The sequence below is a fragment of the Bacillus sp. FSL K6-6038 genome (genome assembly GCF_038050455.1).
GTDB lineage: Bacteria > Bacillota > Bacilli > Bacillales > Bacillaceae_G > Bacillus_A > Bacillus_A pseudomycoides.
Genome location: NZ_JBBOUH010000001.1, coordinates 5231309 through 5249058, shown reverse-complemented (window position 1 = coordinate 5249058; position 17750 = coordinate 5231309). Strand labels below are relative to the sequence as shown.

Sequence of the window (17750 nt, the reverse complement as noted above, 5' to 3'; positions counted from 1 at the left end):
CACCTTTCCATACAAATGAAAGTCAAATAAAGTACCTTTCATGTGAATCATATTAGTTATTGGAATAGATTCCTTAATGAATCAATTACTACCCGTAGTTAATAACCACGGGTATAAGTTTACCTCACATAAACTTTGTAAAGCAACCATTGGTTGATTCGGAAGAGATATAAATAATGCCCCAAATAAAATTGGGGCATTTGCTTTATCTATATTTTAAATTAGAAAGTGCCTGTATGATACGTACAATACCATAGGAGGCAATTAGACATATCAGTGGCATTATGAAATATCCGTAGCGGTCTATAGCAAGGAATATATTTGTAGATGCTACGTATACGATCACACTGCTTACTAACATCATAAATCGTTTGTGCTTAAAGGAATTTAGCATAAAGCAGAAAGAACTTAGAGCAGTAAAAGCGATTAACAGTTGATGATATTTTTTCAAAAATGGATAGAAGGGATAACTTCCTACCCAAGATGGTCGTATAAATAATTCAATTGTTTTCCCAACAGTAAACCAGGAGAACCAATAAGTAAAGTCTGTGGTAAAACCTTGTTTAATGAGATCTTTAGCATAAACAGTAGAGTCTGTATATCCTGCAGCAATCATATCTTTCCCTATATCTGCCGATCTGGAAAATGGGTTTGCGCCAGCTAGTAATGGATTACCGCCTTGGGTCGAAAATAGAATGAACTCATTTAAAGAAATCCAGTTTCTTAATACCCATGCACCTATAATAAAGAAGGGACCGATGCACCATAGGAGACCAATTTTAATTGACTTCCAAACTCCATAAGTATAAATAACAACAAGTATTGGAATAAGGAGCATAGGGGCTGGGTTTGGACGGAACATCAATAGAATAGAAACTACAACCCCAAACCAAATATGGTATTTTACTTTGTTATATTTCCAACATAATATAAAAACATACAGGGATAAACATAGCAAAAACATGGAAGGTGGTTCCGTTAAAAGCATGCGGAAATATTGATAAATACTAAAGTAACAGGCATATAGTCCAGCCGCTATAATTCCATATGCTTTTCTCTCAAATAATTCTTTCCCGATAAGGTAGAGAACTAGTATAGTGAGTAAATCAAATATTAAGTTAAACCCAGTAGCTACATAATAATAGGGTATATGTGTTACCTTTGATATAATCATGGCTCCAGCAAGCATTAAAGGTTGAGCCGGTGTAACATAGGCATTTTTCGATGGTGGATCGCTTGGTTCGAGATAAATAAATCCAAAAATACCATGTTCTAATAGCTGTTTAGCAGTTAAAGTATAATTATAAGCATCGACTGCACCAAAATTTTGTTTAATTATCTTTTCATCTACACCAGGTTGCTTTACTAGGCAAAAAATATGTAGTAGCAGTGAAAACGCTAAAATTATATATAATGATTTGGGTAGCTCACTTAAATATCGTCGCAATATAATTCACTTTCCTTTCTCTAAAGTATCACTCAAAATTCCATTATAGATTATTTCCACAAATGTGACCAGTTTTATGAAAATATAGAAAAACAAGGAATTGATAAAGGCAGATTATATTTAAATTTATTTATAGTTGTATGGACACAAATTGTTTGTACACTTACAATGGACCTTGAGAAATTGTAAGGATGGCTCGCTCAAGATACTCTCTATTCCACATAATTTGGTTTAAAAAGAGGATAAAATATAATGCAAGGAAGTTAATGTAGTACATTTTAAGTTTTAAATGGTAAAATATAGAAGGATTTAGAAAATAAGAAGAGGATAAGGAACTACATAAAGTGAAATTTCCTTTGTTAGGACTTTGAATGATTTAATTTTATTATGTGTATATTTTAAATTGAAGGAGTAGAATTCATTTGTTCAAGAAATATATTGAAAAACCGTATTTTCTACCATTATTAGTTGTTCTTTTTTTAGGTTTTTTATTAAGATGGACTGTTTTGGTTAAATATGGTGTGGATTTAAATATTGTTAGTGATGATTTAGGATATCAAACTAGTGCGAAAAATTTGTTAGAAAGTGGAATGCTTACATACCATAATGCAGATCAACCAACTATCCATATTATGCCAGGGCAATCATTTCTGCTAGCTGCAATTTTTGGGATATTTGGTAAGGCTAAATTAGGTTTATTTGTAGCAAAAATGACGATGATTTCTTTTGGGGTTCTTAGTATTTATATGACTTTTCGTATTGGAAAGTATATATTTAATCCTACAGTTGGATTGATAGGAGCATTTTTATTAGCGATATATCCTCCAGAAATAGTAATAGATAACTTAACATTGACTGAGAGCCCATTCTTATTTTTATCATTAGCTCTTCTTTATTGGAGTTTAAAACTAGCAGATAGTCATTCAATGAAAGATTTTCTTTTGCTTTTATTGTTTTACTTTTTAGCATTATTTTTCCGTGTTCAAATTGCAATCTATCCAATCTTCCTATTCGGTTATTTACTAATAAAGAGATATCCGTTTAAAATTATGATGAAGCAACTCCTTGTCAGTATAGTGGCATTATTTTTAGTGCTTGGTCCTTGGTGGGTGCGAAACTATATCCAATTTGATAAATTTATACCTCTAACAGCTGGTTCTGGAAACCCATTATTATTAGGGACGTATCAAGGTGAAGGGTATCCAGGCGGGAAGAGTATAGAAGAGATTGAAAAAGAGATATTTAGTGAGTATCCAGATATTCAAGCACATCAATGGATGGAGATGGAGCAAAAAATAGCAGTCGAACGAATGAAAACGTGGTGGGAAACAGATAAAACCTCGATGTTAAAAAGTTATTTGCTTTTAAAACCGCAGATTTTTTGGGATACACCATATTATTACCCGTATCACCAAATTTCTATTTTTGGTATTGATGGAAAAGACATGAGAGTTATTTATGATTATATCAAGGTCATATTCTTAGTTTGTACGATTATCACATTTTTATTGGCCCCTTCGAAGTGGAGAGAGTGCACATTCTTATTAGCGTTAATTGTTCTTCAAACATACTTTAATACTTTATATTTTGCCTATAATCGGTACGCGTTGCCTCTTATGCCGTTTTTATTCATTATGATAGGAATGGGTATCACAACGTCATTCATGGCTATAAGAAATATAGGAAAGAATGTATTATCTAAGTGAAATTGAAATCTGAAGTAAAAGTTATTTAGTTTTATATAGGTATAATTCATCACCTATCAAAGGGATTTTAAAAAGTGACATGAAAGCTTTATTATTTAAAAGGTGGCCGCGCTATGCGAGGCCACTGAAAAACTTTCGTTTTTCATCTCATAAAACACATGTAAAACAAAAAAGGCGACTTTTCGTTCAGTTTTGTTACTGTTTTCCTTTTAATAAGGTCATAATTCGTTTTAAGTTAACAGCGAATATTGCCATTGCTCCTTGCATTTGCATGCCAATGAGACCCGAGGAAGATGCCATATCATACCCGTGTCTATGTTTGAGTTCACTATTTTTAGCTTCAATTTTATAGCGTTCTTCTGATTTTTCTTTGAACAGCTCACTTTCTTGAAATTTTTTTGTTTACTATGTTCTGTTGAATAGATAGTGACTGAATACGATTTTGATTTTGCACCTTCTTTATAACATCCTTCTTTGAAAGGGCATCGTTTACATTCTTCTATATCAAAGTAATAGGTATCTCTTTGATTTTCACTTATATTTTTCTTTCCGTGTCGTGCTTTACGAATAGCCATATGTCCAGCTTTACACACGTACATGCCGGCGTCCTTGTTAAACTCAAATTCATCTTCTTTTTGACGTGTACCTTGTGTAATATTGGGATTTAATTTTGATATTAATTGCAATTTATGTTCGTTCGCATATTGAATATTCCCTTTTTCCGAATAAGCGGTATCTCCAATGACTGTATCAATTTATATTCCTGTTTCACGGCTTTTTTCAACTAATGTTTGAAGATATTTCCCATCGCTTTTCTCATCTGTTGTAATCACGGCCGCTGTAATGATACGTTCTTCGTTCAACGCAATATGTGTTTTATACCCAAAGAAGGAAGAATCGGCTGTTTTATGACCAATTCGGGCATCAGGATCTTGCGAAAATTGTAGGTGTTCTTGATGATCTTCTACAATTTCTTTTAAATAGTTGAGTTTTTCTTTCACATTTGGATATTCACGAATGATTTCTTCTTTTTCTACATCCTCAATGATTTTTTGACAGTAGTCAAGTTCGTCACCTAAGTCGTCCGTTGTTGTTTTGGGCGGGAATTTTCCTTTCATTCCTTCATCGATTTGATAAACAGCTTTACGGAGTAGTTTTGATTTCTCCATTAAAAATTCTTTCGGTGATTTCTGATTGAAGCGTGCCTTAGTATGCGTAGCATCGACGATAATAGATTTACTTTTAATCAAATCCCTTTCCAGTGCGATTTCCACTGTTTTTCGGATGAGCATGTCAAGTAATCCTACATCTTTTAGGCGGAGCTTACGAAATTTCGTTAATGAACTAGGGTCAATTACCATATCTTCTGGTGCCATATCTAAGAAATATTTAAAGGACATATCGTATTTTGAGCGTTCAACAACATCTACATCTGATAAGTCAAAAATAGATTTTAGTAATAAATATTTGAACATACGAACAGGCGGCACTGCGTTGCGACCGTTATCGAGGCAATATTTATCTTTCAGTTCCTCTAAAACAAAAGAAAAATCTACCATTTCATTAAATTGACGGAGCATATTATCTTTTGGCATGACGATATCGTAAATCGCCATGAATGGGCTAAGGTTAAGAGATTGTTGTTTTGAAATCATCCGAGACACCACCTAAAATTAGTACAACCATTATACATGAAAAAAGTGAAAGCTTCCTCGATGAAATCGAGGAAGCTTTCACTTTTTTAACTATAAGGACTTTTTCAGTGGCCTCCGCTATGCAAGGGTCATCTTTTTTTGATTTGAATCAACCTAGGATGTAACTAAAGGATATAGATGAAAATAGATAAAACCCCAAACAATGAATTTTGTTTAAAATTCATTGTTTGGGGTTCTCTGGTAAAATAAAATTCACTTTTAATATATTTTATTTTGCCTGTTCTCTGTCTTTTGCTAGCTTTTGTTTTAATAATGCATATTCCTGTGTTAATGTCACAAGCTGGTGATGTTGTTTAGATAATTTTCGAGTCAAATCAAAAATTAAGATAAAGCAAAATAACAAGCCGAACAAGAATAAAATAGATGGTGGATATTCTACTTTCAGTAGTTTCCCAATCCAATTTATAATTCTATCAGTAGAACTTAAGATAGCCATGGATATACAAACGAAAATCCATAGAATTGAGTATTTTGTTTCTAGGGCTCCTTTACGAATGGAGTTAATAATAATTAAAAACAGTAAGATAATGAAGATAAACGAAAAGGTAATTATTGGCATTTATGATCAACCCTTCACGATTTTTTGCATTAATATAGCGAGACTTACTTTAATCATGTAATATGCAGATTTTAAAGGAGTAATAGATGATTGTCCTCCTTGTCTTTCTTGCATATTTACAGAAATTTCATTGATACGTAAACCTTTTTTCTTTAAGTGGATTAGGACCTCTGGTTCTGGATAATCCTTTGGATAGTTATAAGAAAAGATTTCAATTACTTTTCGGTTAATTGCACGGTAACCAGATGTTGGATCCATAAATGTTTGTCTTGTTAATAATTTTAATAAGGCTGTAAAGTAAAAAATACCAATTCTGCGTGAGAGGCTACCTTTATAAGCTGTTTTCTCAGTAAAACGTGAACCTAGTACCATATCGCACTTATTTTCAGCGATAGGTTGAATGATTTTGTATAAGTCCTCAGGATTATGTTGACCATCTGCATCAAATTGAATTGCAATGTCATATCCGTTTATATCAGCATATTTATAGCCAGTTTGTACAGCAGAGCCAATTCCTAAATTGTATGGTAAATTTACAATATTAACTGGAAATTTTTTTACAATTTCTGATGTTCGATCGCGTGAACCATCATTAATAACACAAATATCTAATTGCGTGAAATGTTGTTTAAGCTCTAATAGTCTTGTTAATGTATCTCCGATTGCTTCTTCTTCATTGTAGGCAGGAATAATAATCAATGTTTTAGGTATTGAAATTGGTACTTCAACAGACATTTTTGCACCATCCTCTATATAAAAAATATGTAATGACATTAAATTAAATGAGCTAATTTAAGCATACTTTACATAATATATCATTAAAATTATAACAAAATAAAGGATAAAGTATGTAATTTTTGTAAAATGAAAAGTCTGACTATGCATTTTTTTGATAAAAAATAGCGAATATAGTAAGACTATATTCGCTAAAAGGTTTTCACTTATACACTCCAAGGTTTGCTCAGTGTTAATACATCAGCCATTTCTTTACTTTTTGAACGGTTTTCTTTTTTGCTTTGTGCACGTTCTTTTCCGGTTTTGTATAACCAATGTTCTTCTTCTGTTTCTGGTAACACTTGAGGTACAGAAGACGGCTTGCCATCTTTTAATGCTACGAATGTAATAAAGCAAGTAGCAGCAATGCGGCGTTCCCCTTCTAATAAATTTTCTGCAACGACTTTCACAAATACTTCCATAGATGATTTTCCCGTATAGCAAACGAATGCCTCATAGCAAACGGAATCCGTTTGATGGATTGGAGTTAAAAAGTCAACGGAATCAATGGAGGCCGTTACGCAATGTTTCCTACTATGTCTTGCTGCTGCAATAGATGCGATGCTGTCAATTTCCGCTAATAATTTTCCGCCAAATAATGTTTGATGATTGTTTAAATCATTTGGGAAAACACGCGTTGTTTTAATTGCTTTTGATTCTCTCATAAATTTCTTATCCATATAATCTACTCCTATTTCTGTTTCCTATATAAAAAAGATGGGTATTTTCTATCGAATATTATTTGTTATTTAGACGATTGAGATCCGATAAAAAGTTTACTTCATTAAAATAGAATAATATTGTATTTCTATGCGTGTAACTGAAAGAAAATTTAATTTGTATAGATTGTAGTGTAAAAGAGGTTTCGCTTACATTGCAAGCGAAAAAGTGAATGTTATATTTTTCTATATAAAGTGAAACTTTAATCAGTAGTTTTTTTCATCCCTCACTGATTATTAGCACTAATCAATCAGTACTTTTACAGGCAGTTCATCTCCTAGTTAATTCCGCTCCTTCTGTTTGAATTTCGTGGTGAGAGTATTACTTGCTCGCAAATAGCGGGATAAATTTTCTAACTGTCATGTGCCCATTCATGATAGAATCGTTGTGTTATGAATGGAAATAGAGGTGCAATATACATATGAATAACATACAAACAGGGTTTTCATCTTTTTTTAGTAAAATAATTATTGGAACTATGCTTGCCTTTTTTGTTTATTCTTGCTGGAACGCCTTCGAGGGAAGTAAGCAATTTTTGGAAGGAAGCGCCACAAGTTTAACGATTGTGCTATCAATTTTCGTGATACTCCTTTTACTTCTTGCTTCTATTTTGCAATATCGATTTACGGATAAACAGTTTCTCATTTTTCTAATGAGTATGACAGTGCTGGTTAGGCTTGGAGCAGTTCTCTTTTTTGATGCTCCAGTTATAGGTGATATGAGAGCTATGTATGAGACTGCAAAACAAGTTGCGCTAGGAAGCAATAATGTAACTGTTGTTAGTCAATTACCTTTCATTATATATGAGTCAGTATTGATTCGTGTGTTTGGCGATGCTACATTTGTTTTGCAATTTTTTAATGTTTTGTATTGCGCAGGAACAGCGTTTTTCATTTATCGAATTGCTGCAAGTTTATTTCAAGAAGAATGTGGCCGAATTGCTGCAGTGTTTTACTCGCTATATTTGCCAAATATTCTTTCATGTTCATTATTAACAGGGGAATTATTCTCTATATTTTTATTTTACTTTGCGAGTTATATATTACTACATAAAGGATTGAGTCATTCTTACATGTGGGCATGTGCTGCGATACTATTTGCTCTTAGTAATATGATGTATCCAGTAGGCATATTTATACTTATTTTAGTAATTGTGTATGTCTTGCTAGTGGAAGTGTTCCAAAGTGCAGATAAACAAAATGTATTGTTAAAATTGATAGGGATTTTAGTCGTATTTTATGTTACTCATTTTGCTGTGAATTATGGGATTCAAGCAATGGGAATAAAACAGTATGCCATTTCTAACGATGCGTATGTGCAATCGGTTTTAATCGGGGAAGAGCGTAATAAACAAGAAACCGTTCAAGCACAAAGTATGAAAGAGCGCTTGAGTCAAAAGTTAAAAGAGTTAGAAACAGAGCGGTTAGCTGTGGTTAAGCCAAGTATAGATCAGGTATCATCAGAGGGAATGAATGGGATATTGCTAAAAGGTGAAAAACTCATCTTTATAGCTGTAACTTTATTTATGTCAATTGCGCTTTTACATTTCCTTATTCAGAAACAAAAGAGCGAAGGCTATATGTTGTTACTGTTACTTATAACAGGATATATTGGAATGAAGCTTTTTAATACAGATATTGTGTACGATGGTTTAACGATACCAAGTCTTTTCATTTTACAAAGTTTAGGTGTATATATGTTGTCATCCTATTGTCAAAAGCTATTTTTCAAAAAATAAAGTGAAGCCTTGCGTAGCAGGAAGGTTTGATCTTATATTTTTAGGGGAATCTTGAAGCGTGTGATAAAAGAAAACTCACCGTTTTTTAAAATGGTGAGTTTTTTCTTATATTTAGGCAATAAGGAGTAACTATTATAAATAAAGAGAATTCGATTTGAATTCTCTTAATGACTTTTATTAGCTTTTGCATGAGCCTTAAAGAAGACTGGAAAATGCACATTATATATAACAGTGACTACACGTATGATGAACGTTACTAGTAAGCAGATATAAAAGGCTAATACGTGTGCACCCATTTCATACGTAATTAGGAAACTAATTGCACCTAGAATAGAAGCAATTGCATAGATCTCTTTACGGAATACATAGGGAATATCTTGAGCGCAAATATCGCGCATAATCCCTCCACCAATACCTGTAATAACACCCATCGAAACAACTAAAAATGAAGCATCAACGTGATGCGACATTGCAGCGTTTGCGCCAATAGCAGTAAAAACGCCTAAACCGACAGCATCTGAAAGCATGATTACAACTTGAAGTTTATTAATGCGTTCAAAAAACATACAAGTAAAGAGAGCTGCTAATACACTGACCAAAAAGTAAATCGGTTGTACAAATGCAACGGGAGGTAGGTTACCAATCATAATATCACGAATAATTCCGCCACCGAGTGCAGTAGCTACAGCTAAACAAAGGACACCAAATAAATCTAGATCTTTCTTTAAACCAACTAATGTACCAGAAATGGCAGCGGCGACAATGCCAAGAAACGTAAATATTTCGATTAATAACATAGCTCTAATCCCTTCCTCTTAAAGATGTTCCAGAGCAAAATATACACTAAAGTTTTAGAAATAACAATTACTTTTCGTTACATGTAGAAAAAAAGAAAAAATGGGGAAAGAAAGCGTTTGAAGATACGAGATATATGACATGTGAGAAGGGGATTTATTATCTTTTATCTGCATAAATAGGAAGTGGTTAACTAAAAAATTATGGTATAATAAATATTTGAGACGAGTTAGAGGTTTATTGTAAATTGTATAAAGTGAGATAAGGTAATGATAGTTATGGGGGTTCGAGATGTTAGGAAATAATAATTTAAGTAATAAATTCGGGAATTTTTTATTGATTTTCATTATGTTACAGCCGGTTTTAGACTTACTCACGTCATTTTGCATCATGGTTTTAAAGATTGATACGACAATTGGAATTATTACGCGTCTATTTGTAATGGTTCTTGGTGGAATCTATATTTTATTTCAGGCAAGAGAAAAAGAAAATCGTAAATATATCATATATTTAATAGTAGTTGGAATTGTTCTTGCTGCAGGTTTAGTAAATAATAAATTGGTTAAAAGCCCTATCATGTTGGGAGAAGAAATTAAATTTATAGCAAAAGCATTATACCCATTTATTATGCTTACTTGTTACATTTTTGTGTTTAAATCATTACGTAAAAAAGCAAATGCATATTCAAAAATGCGTAACTATATTGTGTATTCAGCATTAATTATAAATAGTATCATGGTTATTTCGATTGCGACAGGAACTGATTATAATAGCTACGATTGGGTGAAACTTGGTTCACGTGGTTGGTTCTATGCAGGAAATGAATTAGGGGCCATTTTAGCAGTTGTATGCCCAATCGTCGTTCTATATTCAATTGAAAAAACAACAAGCATAGCGAAAAGTTATTTTTGGATTCCTTCTATTTTAATTATCTTCTCATTATTTGCTGTTGGTACGAAGGTGGGAGTTGGAGCCATTTTTGGCACAATGGTTGTTGCTGTTTTCATGTGTTTTGTTCAGGCATTTTTACAGCGTAAAGATAGAAATAAGAAGTCATATTTACTGAATGGCATCCTTGCGACTGTTGTTTTTGCTGGAACACTAGCATATACACCGTTTTCGCCATTCTTAAAAAATATGGGATTTCACGTCCAAATTCTTGAACAGAAAAAAGAAGTGAAAAAGGCGGAAGAAAAGAAAGAAGACAAGGCACACCATAAACCGCCTGTAACAGAAAAGGAAAAAGCAAAAGAAAAAGCAAAAGAAAAAGAAATAGAGAAGAAAGAGGAAACACAAGCAATAATCTTCAGTGGACGTGAGATATTTGAGAAAATGTATAAAGATTACTATGCAGAAGCTCCAACATCTCAAAAATTATTCGGTATGGGATATGCTGGGAATTTCAAAGAGAAACCGAAGTTAATTGAAAGGGACTTTCATGATTGGTTCTATACATTTGGGATTGTCGGTTTCATTCTACTTTTAATCCCATTTTTATACTTCGGTGTAAAAATTCTTCTCGTACTAGTAACTAGGTTTAAAGAGGTATTTACAGTAAGATACGGGTTATTAGCAACCGCACTAGGATTAGGTATGGGTATTGCATTTGTAGCGGGACATGTATTTACAGCGCCTGGAGTAAGTATTTATTTTGCTGTGATTTTTGCATATTTAATCGTTGATTTAGAAATTGAATGATAGAAAAATAAAAGCTAGCGTCACGTTAGCTTTTATTTTTTGTTATAGTAAACTATAAGAGAACATAAAGATGGAGGAAGAAAGAGATGAAAGTGTTGCATATGAATGCTGGAGCAGAAGAAGGTGGCGGGAAAACCCACATTATTTCACTTTTGTCGCAATTTCCAAAAGCTGAAGTTGAACTAGTTGTGTTTGAAGAAGGTGCAATTGCTAGAGAAGCAAGAGGGCTCGGAATTAAAGTGCACGTTTTTTCTCAATCATCTCGTTATGACATATCGATTCTTTCTAAAATACGTACGTTTATTAACGAAGGACACTTTGATATTGTGCATACACATGGTGCGCGCGCGAACTTTTATCTTTCTCTTCTAAAAAGGAAGATACGTGCAAAATGGGTAACAACAGTTCATAGTGATCCAACTCTTGATTTTATGAAGCGTGGTTTGAAAGGTTGGATCTTTACAAAGTTAAATTTACATTCATATAAGAAAGTTGATTTGTTTTTTGCAATTACAGAACGTTTTAAGCAAAATACTGTAGCACTCGGTGTGCCAGCAGATAAAATTTGTACCATTTATAACGGGATTGAGTATGATGACATTCCAGCGAAACCTTATAACTTAAAAGATGAATTAGGTATACAAGAAGGAGTATTTACAGCGATTCAAGTAGCCCGCCTTCACCCTGTAAAGGGGCATAATATTTTATTCGATGCCTTGCAAAAAATAACAATTCCTAATATGAAAGTATTGTTAGTTGGCGATGGCCCGATTAAAGAAGAGTTGAAAGAAGCAGTAAGGCAGAAAGGGTTAGAAGATAAAGTATTATTTTTAGGTCATCGTTCGGATGTAAAAGAATTATATGCATCCGCCGATATTAATTTATTAACTTCTTATAGTGAAAGCTTTCCGCTTGTGTTATTAGAAGCTGCAAATCAACGTTTAACGTCTATTGCAACGAATGTTGGTGATATGGAACAGTTGATTGTCGATCCTACATACGGATGGATTGTGCCAATTGGTGATGCACATGCATTAGCAAGTGCATTAGAGGAAGGATATAAGAAGTGGGAGAATGGCGAATTAGCGGCGATGGGTGAACGTTTGTATGAGCATGCTTCTTCTCATTTCTCATTACGAAATCTATATGAAGATACTTATAAAGCATATAAAAAACTTTTATTGAAATAGAGAGGATTATAATTATGGCAGTACAAACAGTTGATATTTTAGGTGTCCCTTTTTCTACGATGACAATGGAAGAGACAATTCAATATATCATGAAGCAGCTAGAATCAGAACAAACTCATACATTTCAAGTTGTAACAGCGAATCCAGAAATCGTAATGTGTGCCAAAAAAGACCCAAGTTTTCATCAAACCCTTTTAGAAACAGATTTGATTACACCGGATGGTATTGGTGTTGTAAAGGCAAGTGGTATGCTAGGGACACCATTAAAAGAGCGCGTAGCAGGTTTTGATTTAATGAGTGATTTATTTGGAGCGTTATCGAAAGAGAATAAATCTGTATCTGTTTTTTTACTGGGAGCGAAACCACATGTTGTGAAGGGTGCTGCTGATCATTTAACAAAAACTTATTCAGCTGTATCTATTGTTGGTACGCAGGATGGGTATTTTAAACAAGAAGAGGAAGAGGGCATCATTGCTCGCATTCAAGAAGTAAAACCGGATATTTTACTTGTAGCTCTTGGATTCCCAAGACAAGAAAACTTTATTCAAAATAATAAGCATCGCTTACAAACAAAAGTAGCTGTTGGTGTAGGTGGCAGTCTGGACGTTTGGGCAGGAGAAGTAAAACGTGCACCAAAATGGATTCAAGCAATTCATCTAGAATGGTTTTACCGTCTATGTAGCAATCCGACGCGTTGGCGTCGTCAGCTTGTATTAGCTGAATTTCTAAAAGAAGTGATGCGTTCGAAAAAGTAGCGATATTTCGCTACTTTTTTTATTTGTGAAAGCTAAAAATGTAGTATTCTCCACTAATGGAAGCTCTATTTTATGGGAAGATTAAAAGGAAACTTTTAAGTGAAAATAGGGATAAAAGTATTTTACTTATACAATATACACATGTAAAATGAAGTGTAAAGACACCTGTGTGAGGAGGACTTCTAGTGGGGGATATAAAAGAAATTTCAAAGCGCAAGCTTCTTGGAATAGCGGGGCTTGGTTGGTTATTTGATGCAATGGATGTTGGCATGCTTTCATTTGTCATCGTTGCGCTGCAAAAAGAATGGGGAATAAGTAGTCAGGAGATGGGATGGATCGGAAGTATCAATTCTATTGGTATGGCGGTGGGAGCACTTTTATTTGGCATATTAGCAGATAAGTTGGGGCGCAAGTCTGTTTTTATTATGACATTATTATTATTTTCTATCGGTAGTGGGTTAACGGCATTAACAACAACATTAGCTATGTTTCTTATATTGCGTTTTTTAATCGGTATGGGGCTTGGTGGAGAATTACCAGTAGCTTCGACACTTGTATCTGAAAGTGTTGAGGCTCATGAACGCGGGAGAATTGTTGTATTACTAGAAAGCTTTTGGGCGGTTGGCTGGTTAATTGCAGCTCTAATTTCTTATTTTGTAATTCCAAAGTATGGCTGGCAAGTAGCGATGGTATTAAGTGCGATTCCAGCTCTTTATGCACTATATTTACGATGGAATCTACCAGATTCGCCGCAATTTGAAAAAGTTGAGAACAAACAATCTGTTATTACAAATATAAAGGCGGTTTGGTCTGGAGAATATCGAAAAGCGACGATTATGTTATGGATCTTATGGTTCTGTGTTGTCTTTTCTTATTATGGCATGTTTCTTTGGTTACCAAGTGTAATGGTACTAAAAGGATTTAGTCTAATAAAAAGTTTCCAGTACGTATTAATTATGACATTGGCACAGCTTCCCGGATATTTTACTGCTGCATGGTTTATTGAACGCCTCGGCCGTAAGTTTGTGTTAGTTACGTATTTAATTGGCACAGCATGCAGTGCGTACGTCTTTGGAGTAGCCGAATCGCTTACAACATTGGTGATAGCAGGAATGTTACTGTCCTTCTTTAATTTAGGAGCATGGGGTGCGTTATATGCATATACACCTGAGCAGTATCCGACAGTAATTCGCGGTACTGGAGCAGGTATGGCTGCAGCATTTGGCCGTATTGGTGGTATTCTCGGTCCATTGCTAGTAGGTTATCTTGTTGCTTCACAAGCGTCTCTTTCATTGATCTTTACAATTTTTTGCGGTTCCATTTTAATTGGAGTGCTTGCAGTAGTTATGCTAGGGCAAGAAACGAAGCAGCAAGAGTTGGTATAACGAAAGAAGGGAGTCCAAGAGGCTTCCTTTTTTGTTGTTTTTAAGGAAAGTGATGGTATAGTAAATAGAAAATAAGGCTAGAAAAAGGGATTGTTTCTTACTAAGGCGAATGTATACAACAAGACATATGGACAAAAGAATTAGGTGGTTGGGCAGATGAAAATTTTACTTATCATGGAAGATGCAGAACATCGAAATCGATTCATTGAGATATTTACAGAAAATATGCGAAATGTAGAGTGCTTTGAAGCAGGAACAGGAATGGAATCTTTACAAGTAGCTAAAAAGCATATTCCTGATTTCGTTTTTTTGGATACAGAATTAAAAGATGGTACAGGGTTTGAATTCTCTAATTTATTACAACAATTAAATTGCGATACAAAGTTTATTTTTATCGGTGAGGATATAGAAGAGGCGATAACAGCTTTTCGCTTCCAAGCGTTTTATTATTTACTACGACCATTTCGTGAAGAAGATTTACAATTTCTCGTATATAGAATGGAACAAGACAAAGGAAAGAAAATAAAAAGCCATTTGCGAAAACTTCCGATTGAAAGTCATGAAGGGATTACGTATATTTTTCCAGAGGATATTGTATATGTAAGTAAGAATAAGGAGAATAAAACAGTTTCAATTTATACAGCGAATAATCAGTATATTTCAACATATACACTTCAAGAATTGGAAAATAAATTAACAGCATATGACTTTTTACGTGTTCATAAAAGTTATTTAATAAATGTTATGCATGTTCAGGCATTAAAGCCTTATTATAATGGAACGTATAACCTTTATTTAGATAGGTATGATGAGAAACCGATTCCTGTTAGTCGAAACTATGTAAAGCGACTTCGAAATAAAATTGAACTATGACAAGTTGTAAGTGAATTTCAACATGTTAACATAAGAATCCTTCATGATAAGGAGGATTCAAATTAAATATTCAGAAAATTTAGTACAATCTCCACTAAGAAGTAGTATAGGGGGGATTGTATGTGAAGGCGTTTAAGTCAATTTTACTTTGGGGTATCATCGCAGCATTAGGAGCAACCGGATTTGGTGTAATTGCCCTATCACAAGGTGAAACAATTAATGCTGTATGGCTATTAGTAGCAGCTGTTTCTGTATATGCAGTTGCTTATCGTTTTTATAGTAGATTTATTGCACAAAAAGTATTTGAGCTAGATAATAATCGGCAAACACCTGCTGAGACGCTAAATGATGGAAAGGATTATGTTCCAACAAATAAATGGGTATTATTTGGACATCACTTTGCGGCAATTGCAGGAGCGGGTCCATTAGTAGGGCCGATTTTAGCAGCGCAAATGGGATATTTACCAGGAACAATTTGGATTATTGTTGGAGTTGTAATTGCAGGAGCAGTACAAGATTTTGTTATTTTATTTGCTTCCATGAGACGTAATGGAAAATCATTAGGCGAAATGATTAAAGATGAGATTGGTCCTGTAACAGGATTAATTGCGATGATTGGTATTTTAGGTATTATGATCATTTTATTAGCAGTATTAGCTTTAGTAGTTGTGAAAGCACTTGTCGGTAGCCCTTGGGGAATGTTTACGATCGCAGCGACAATTCCAATCGCTATTTTAATGGGTGTTTATATGCGTTATATTCGCCCAGGGCGTGTTGGAGAAGGATCAGTTATCGGTATTATTTTACTTCTTTTATCTCTTGTTGGAGGACAGTATGTAGCTGAGAATCCTACGCTTGCAAGCATGTTTACTTTTAGCGGTGAAACAATTGCAATTATGCTTATTGTATACGGTTTTATTGCGTCTGCATTACCGGTGTGGATGCTCCTTGCTCCACGTGATTATTTAAGTACATTTTTAAAGATCGGAACGATTGTTGGGCTAGCAATTGGAATTCTAATTGTAGCACCAAACTTACAAATGCCGGCTGTATCCAAGTTCATTGACGGAACAGGTCCAGTGTTTTCCGGAAATCTATTTCCGTTTCTATTTATTACAATTGCTTGCGGGGCTGTATCAGGATTCCATGCTTTAGTTTCCTCTGGTACTACGCCGAAGATGATTGAAAGAGAAGGGCACGCACAACCAATTGGTTACGGGGCAATGTTAATGGAATCGTTCGTTGCGGCGATGGCCATGATCGCAGCTTGTGTATTAACACCAGGGACATATTTTGCAATTAATAGTCCGGCAGCTCTTATTGGAACGGATGTATCACAAGCAGCTCAGGTTATTTCTTCTTGGGGATTTGCAATTACACCAAATGAATTAAAGGATCTTGCTGTAAATGTTGGTGAACAAACGATACTATCTCGTACAGGAGGAGCGCCAACATTAGCAATTGGGATGGCCTACATCTTTTCACAAGTAATCGGTGGAACTGCGATGATGGCATTCTGGTATCATTTTGCTATTTTATTTGAAGCACTATTTATTTTAACGACAATTGATGCTGGTACACGTGTAGGGCGATTTATGATTCAAGATATTTTAGGGCATGTATATAAACCATTTGCGAAAACAGATTGTACACTGGCTAATGTGATTGCAACAACGTTATGTGTGTTAGGATGGGGGTATTTCTTATACCAAGGTGTAGTTGATCCGCTCGGTGGAATTAATACATTATGGCCACTCTTTGGAATTGCTAACCAGATGTTAGCGGGTATTGCGTTATTGCTCGGAACAACGATATTGTTCAAAATGGGGAAAAAGGCGTACGTTTGGGTTACGCTTATCCCAACGGTAGGTTTACTGATTGTGACGATGACAGCAGGCTACCAAAAATTATTCCATGAGAATCCGAAAATTGGATTTTTATCGCATGCAAAAGTATTCCAGAGCGCCTTAGATGAAGGGAAAATACTAGCACCGGCCAAAAATGTGGCACAAATGAAGCAAATTATCTTCAATGATTATATCGATGCTACGCTTTGTGGAATTTTCATGTTAGTTGTAATAGCAGTTCTTATTTCTGCTATTCGTATATGGATTAAAGTATTGCAAAATAAATCTATACCATTAAAAGAAGCACCATATATTCCAAGAGATGAAAGTGAGTCGAGAAATTATGCTTAAAAAATTGGAGAAGGTGTGGAGAACACGAAAGCAATTTATTAGTTTGCTTGTTGGAGTACCAAGTTATGAAACGTACGTTACTCATATGAAAGAGTACCACCCAGAAGCACCGATTTTATGTCGAAAACAGTTTTTTGCTGAGGCGCAAGAAGCTAGGTTCAATGCGAAAGGTGGAAAAATATCAAGGTGTTGTTGAA

Annotated in this window: 14 protein-coding genes and 1 pseudogene; 9 read left to right on the top strand and 6 right to left on the bottom strand. The window is 34.5% G+C overall.

The annotated features are described in order from the left end of the window. Positions 1-205 precede the first annotated feature (205 nt). The gene (locus NSQ40_RS27575) at positions 206-1447 is read right to left on the bottom strand and encodes an ArnT family glycosyltransferase (RefSeq protein WP_018764856.1); all 1242 of its coding nucleotides are present in this window, start codon (positions 1445-1447) and stop codon (positions 206-208) included. A 422-nt stretch (positions 1448-1869) separates the two neighbouring features. On the opposite strand from NSQ40_RS27575, the gene NSQ40_RS27570 reads away from it, so the two are divergent. After that, positions 1870-3153, top strand: coding sequence for an ArnT family glycosyltransferase (locus NSQ40_RS27570; protein ID WP_018764857.1), 1284 nt, complete (start codon positions 1870-1872; stop codon positions 3151-3153). Between the two features lie 195 nt (positions 3154-3348). Here NSQ40_RS27570 and NSQ40_RS27565 read toward each other — a convergent pair. From NSQ40_RS27565 to NSQ40_RS27550, 4 genes and pseudogenes are all read right to left on the bottom strand, one after another. Beyond that, positions 3349-4808 (bottom strand): annotated as a pseudogene (locus NSQ40_RS27565) (IS1182 family transposase). A 268-nt stretch (positions 4809-5076) separates the two neighbouring features. After that, entirely contained in the window at positions 5077-5427 is a 351-nt protein-coding gene (locus tag NSQ40_RS27560) for a DUF2304 domain-containing protein (RefSeq protein ID WP_018764858.1), read from the bottom strand. Positions 5428-5433: 6 nt separating this feature from the next. After that, positions 5434-6162: a glycosyltransferase family 2 protein gene (locus NSQ40_RS27555; RefSeq protein WP_098158864.1), complete on the bottom strand. Its 729-nt coding sequence runs from the start codon at positions 6160-6162 to the stop codon at positions 5434-5436. 206 nt (positions 6163-6368) lie between these two features. Further along, entirely contained in the window at positions 6369-6881 is a 513-nt protein-coding gene (locus NSQ40_RS27550) for an acyl-CoA thioesterase (RefSeq protein ID WP_003209287.1), read from the bottom strand. A 461-nt stretch (positions 6882-7342) separates the two neighbouring features. Between NSQ40_RS27550 and NSQ40_RS27545 the strand changes: the two genes are divergently transcribed. Then, entirely contained in the window at positions 7343-8659 is a 1317-nt protein-coding gene (locus NSQ40_RS27545; RefSeq protein WP_003209285.1) for a glycosyltransferase family 39 protein, read from the top strand. 164 nt (positions 8660-8823) lie between these two features. On the opposite strand, the gene NSQ40_RS27540 is transcribed toward NSQ40_RS27545, so the two are convergent. After that, positions 8824-9456: a trimeric intracellular cation channel family protein gene (locus NSQ40_RS27540; protein ID WP_003202516.1), complete on the bottom strand. Its 633-nt coding sequence runs from the start codon at positions 9454-9456 to the stop codon at positions 8824-8826. A 289-nt stretch (positions 9457-9745) separates the two neighbouring features. Between NSQ40_RS27540 and NSQ40_RS27535 the strand changes: the two genes are divergently transcribed. From NSQ40_RS27535 to NSQ40_RS27505, 7 genes are all read left to right on the top strand, one after another. Continuing rightward, complete coding sequence (locus NSQ40_RS27535) at positions 9746-11152, top strand: O-antigen ligase family protein (RefSeq protein ID WP_033796603.1); 1407 nt, start codon at positions 9746-9748, stop codon at positions 11150-11152. Between the two features lie 86 nt (positions 11153-11238). Beyond that, positions 11239-12342 (top strand): glycosyltransferase family 4 protein, encoded by a 1104-nt coding sequence (locus NSQ40_RS27530; protein ID WP_003202519.1) that lies wholly within the window; start codon positions 11239-11241, stop codon positions 12340-12342. A 14-nt stretch (positions 12343-12356) separates the two neighbouring features. Further along, on the top strand, positions 12357-13097 hold the full coding sequence (locus NSQ40_RS27525; RefSeq protein WP_003202522.1) for a WecB/TagA/CpsF family glycosyltransferase: 741 nt from the start codon (positions 12357-12359) through the stop codon (positions 13095-13097). Positions 13098-13282: 185 nt separating this feature from the next. Further along, positions 13283-14482, top strand: a complete 1200-nt coding sequence (locus NSQ40_RS27520; RefSeq protein WP_003202523.1) for an MFS transporter — start codon at positions 13283-13285, stop codon at positions 14480-14482. Positions 14483-14638: 156 nt separating this feature from the next. Further along, positions 14639-15355: a LytR/AlgR family response regulator transcription factor gene (locus NSQ40_RS27515; RefSeq protein WP_258248472.1), complete on the top strand. Its 717-nt coding sequence runs from the start codon at positions 14639-14641 to the stop codon at positions 15353-15355. Positions 15356-15477: 122 nt separating this feature from the next. Continuing rightward, positions 15478-17553 (top strand): carbon starvation protein CstA, encoded by a 2076-nt coding sequence (gene cstA, locus NSQ40_RS27510; protein WP_098158865.1) that lies wholly within the window; start codon positions 15478-15480, stop codon positions 17551-17553. Then, positions 17546-17749: a YbdD/YjiX family protein gene (locus tag NSQ40_RS27505; RefSeq protein ID WP_026008488.1), complete on the top strand. Its 204-nt coding sequence runs from the start codon at positions 17546-17548 to the stop codon at positions 17747-17749. The genes cstA and NSQ40_RS27505 overlap by 8 nt, the downstream gene beginning before the upstream one ends. Position 17750 lies beyond the last annotated feature (1 nt).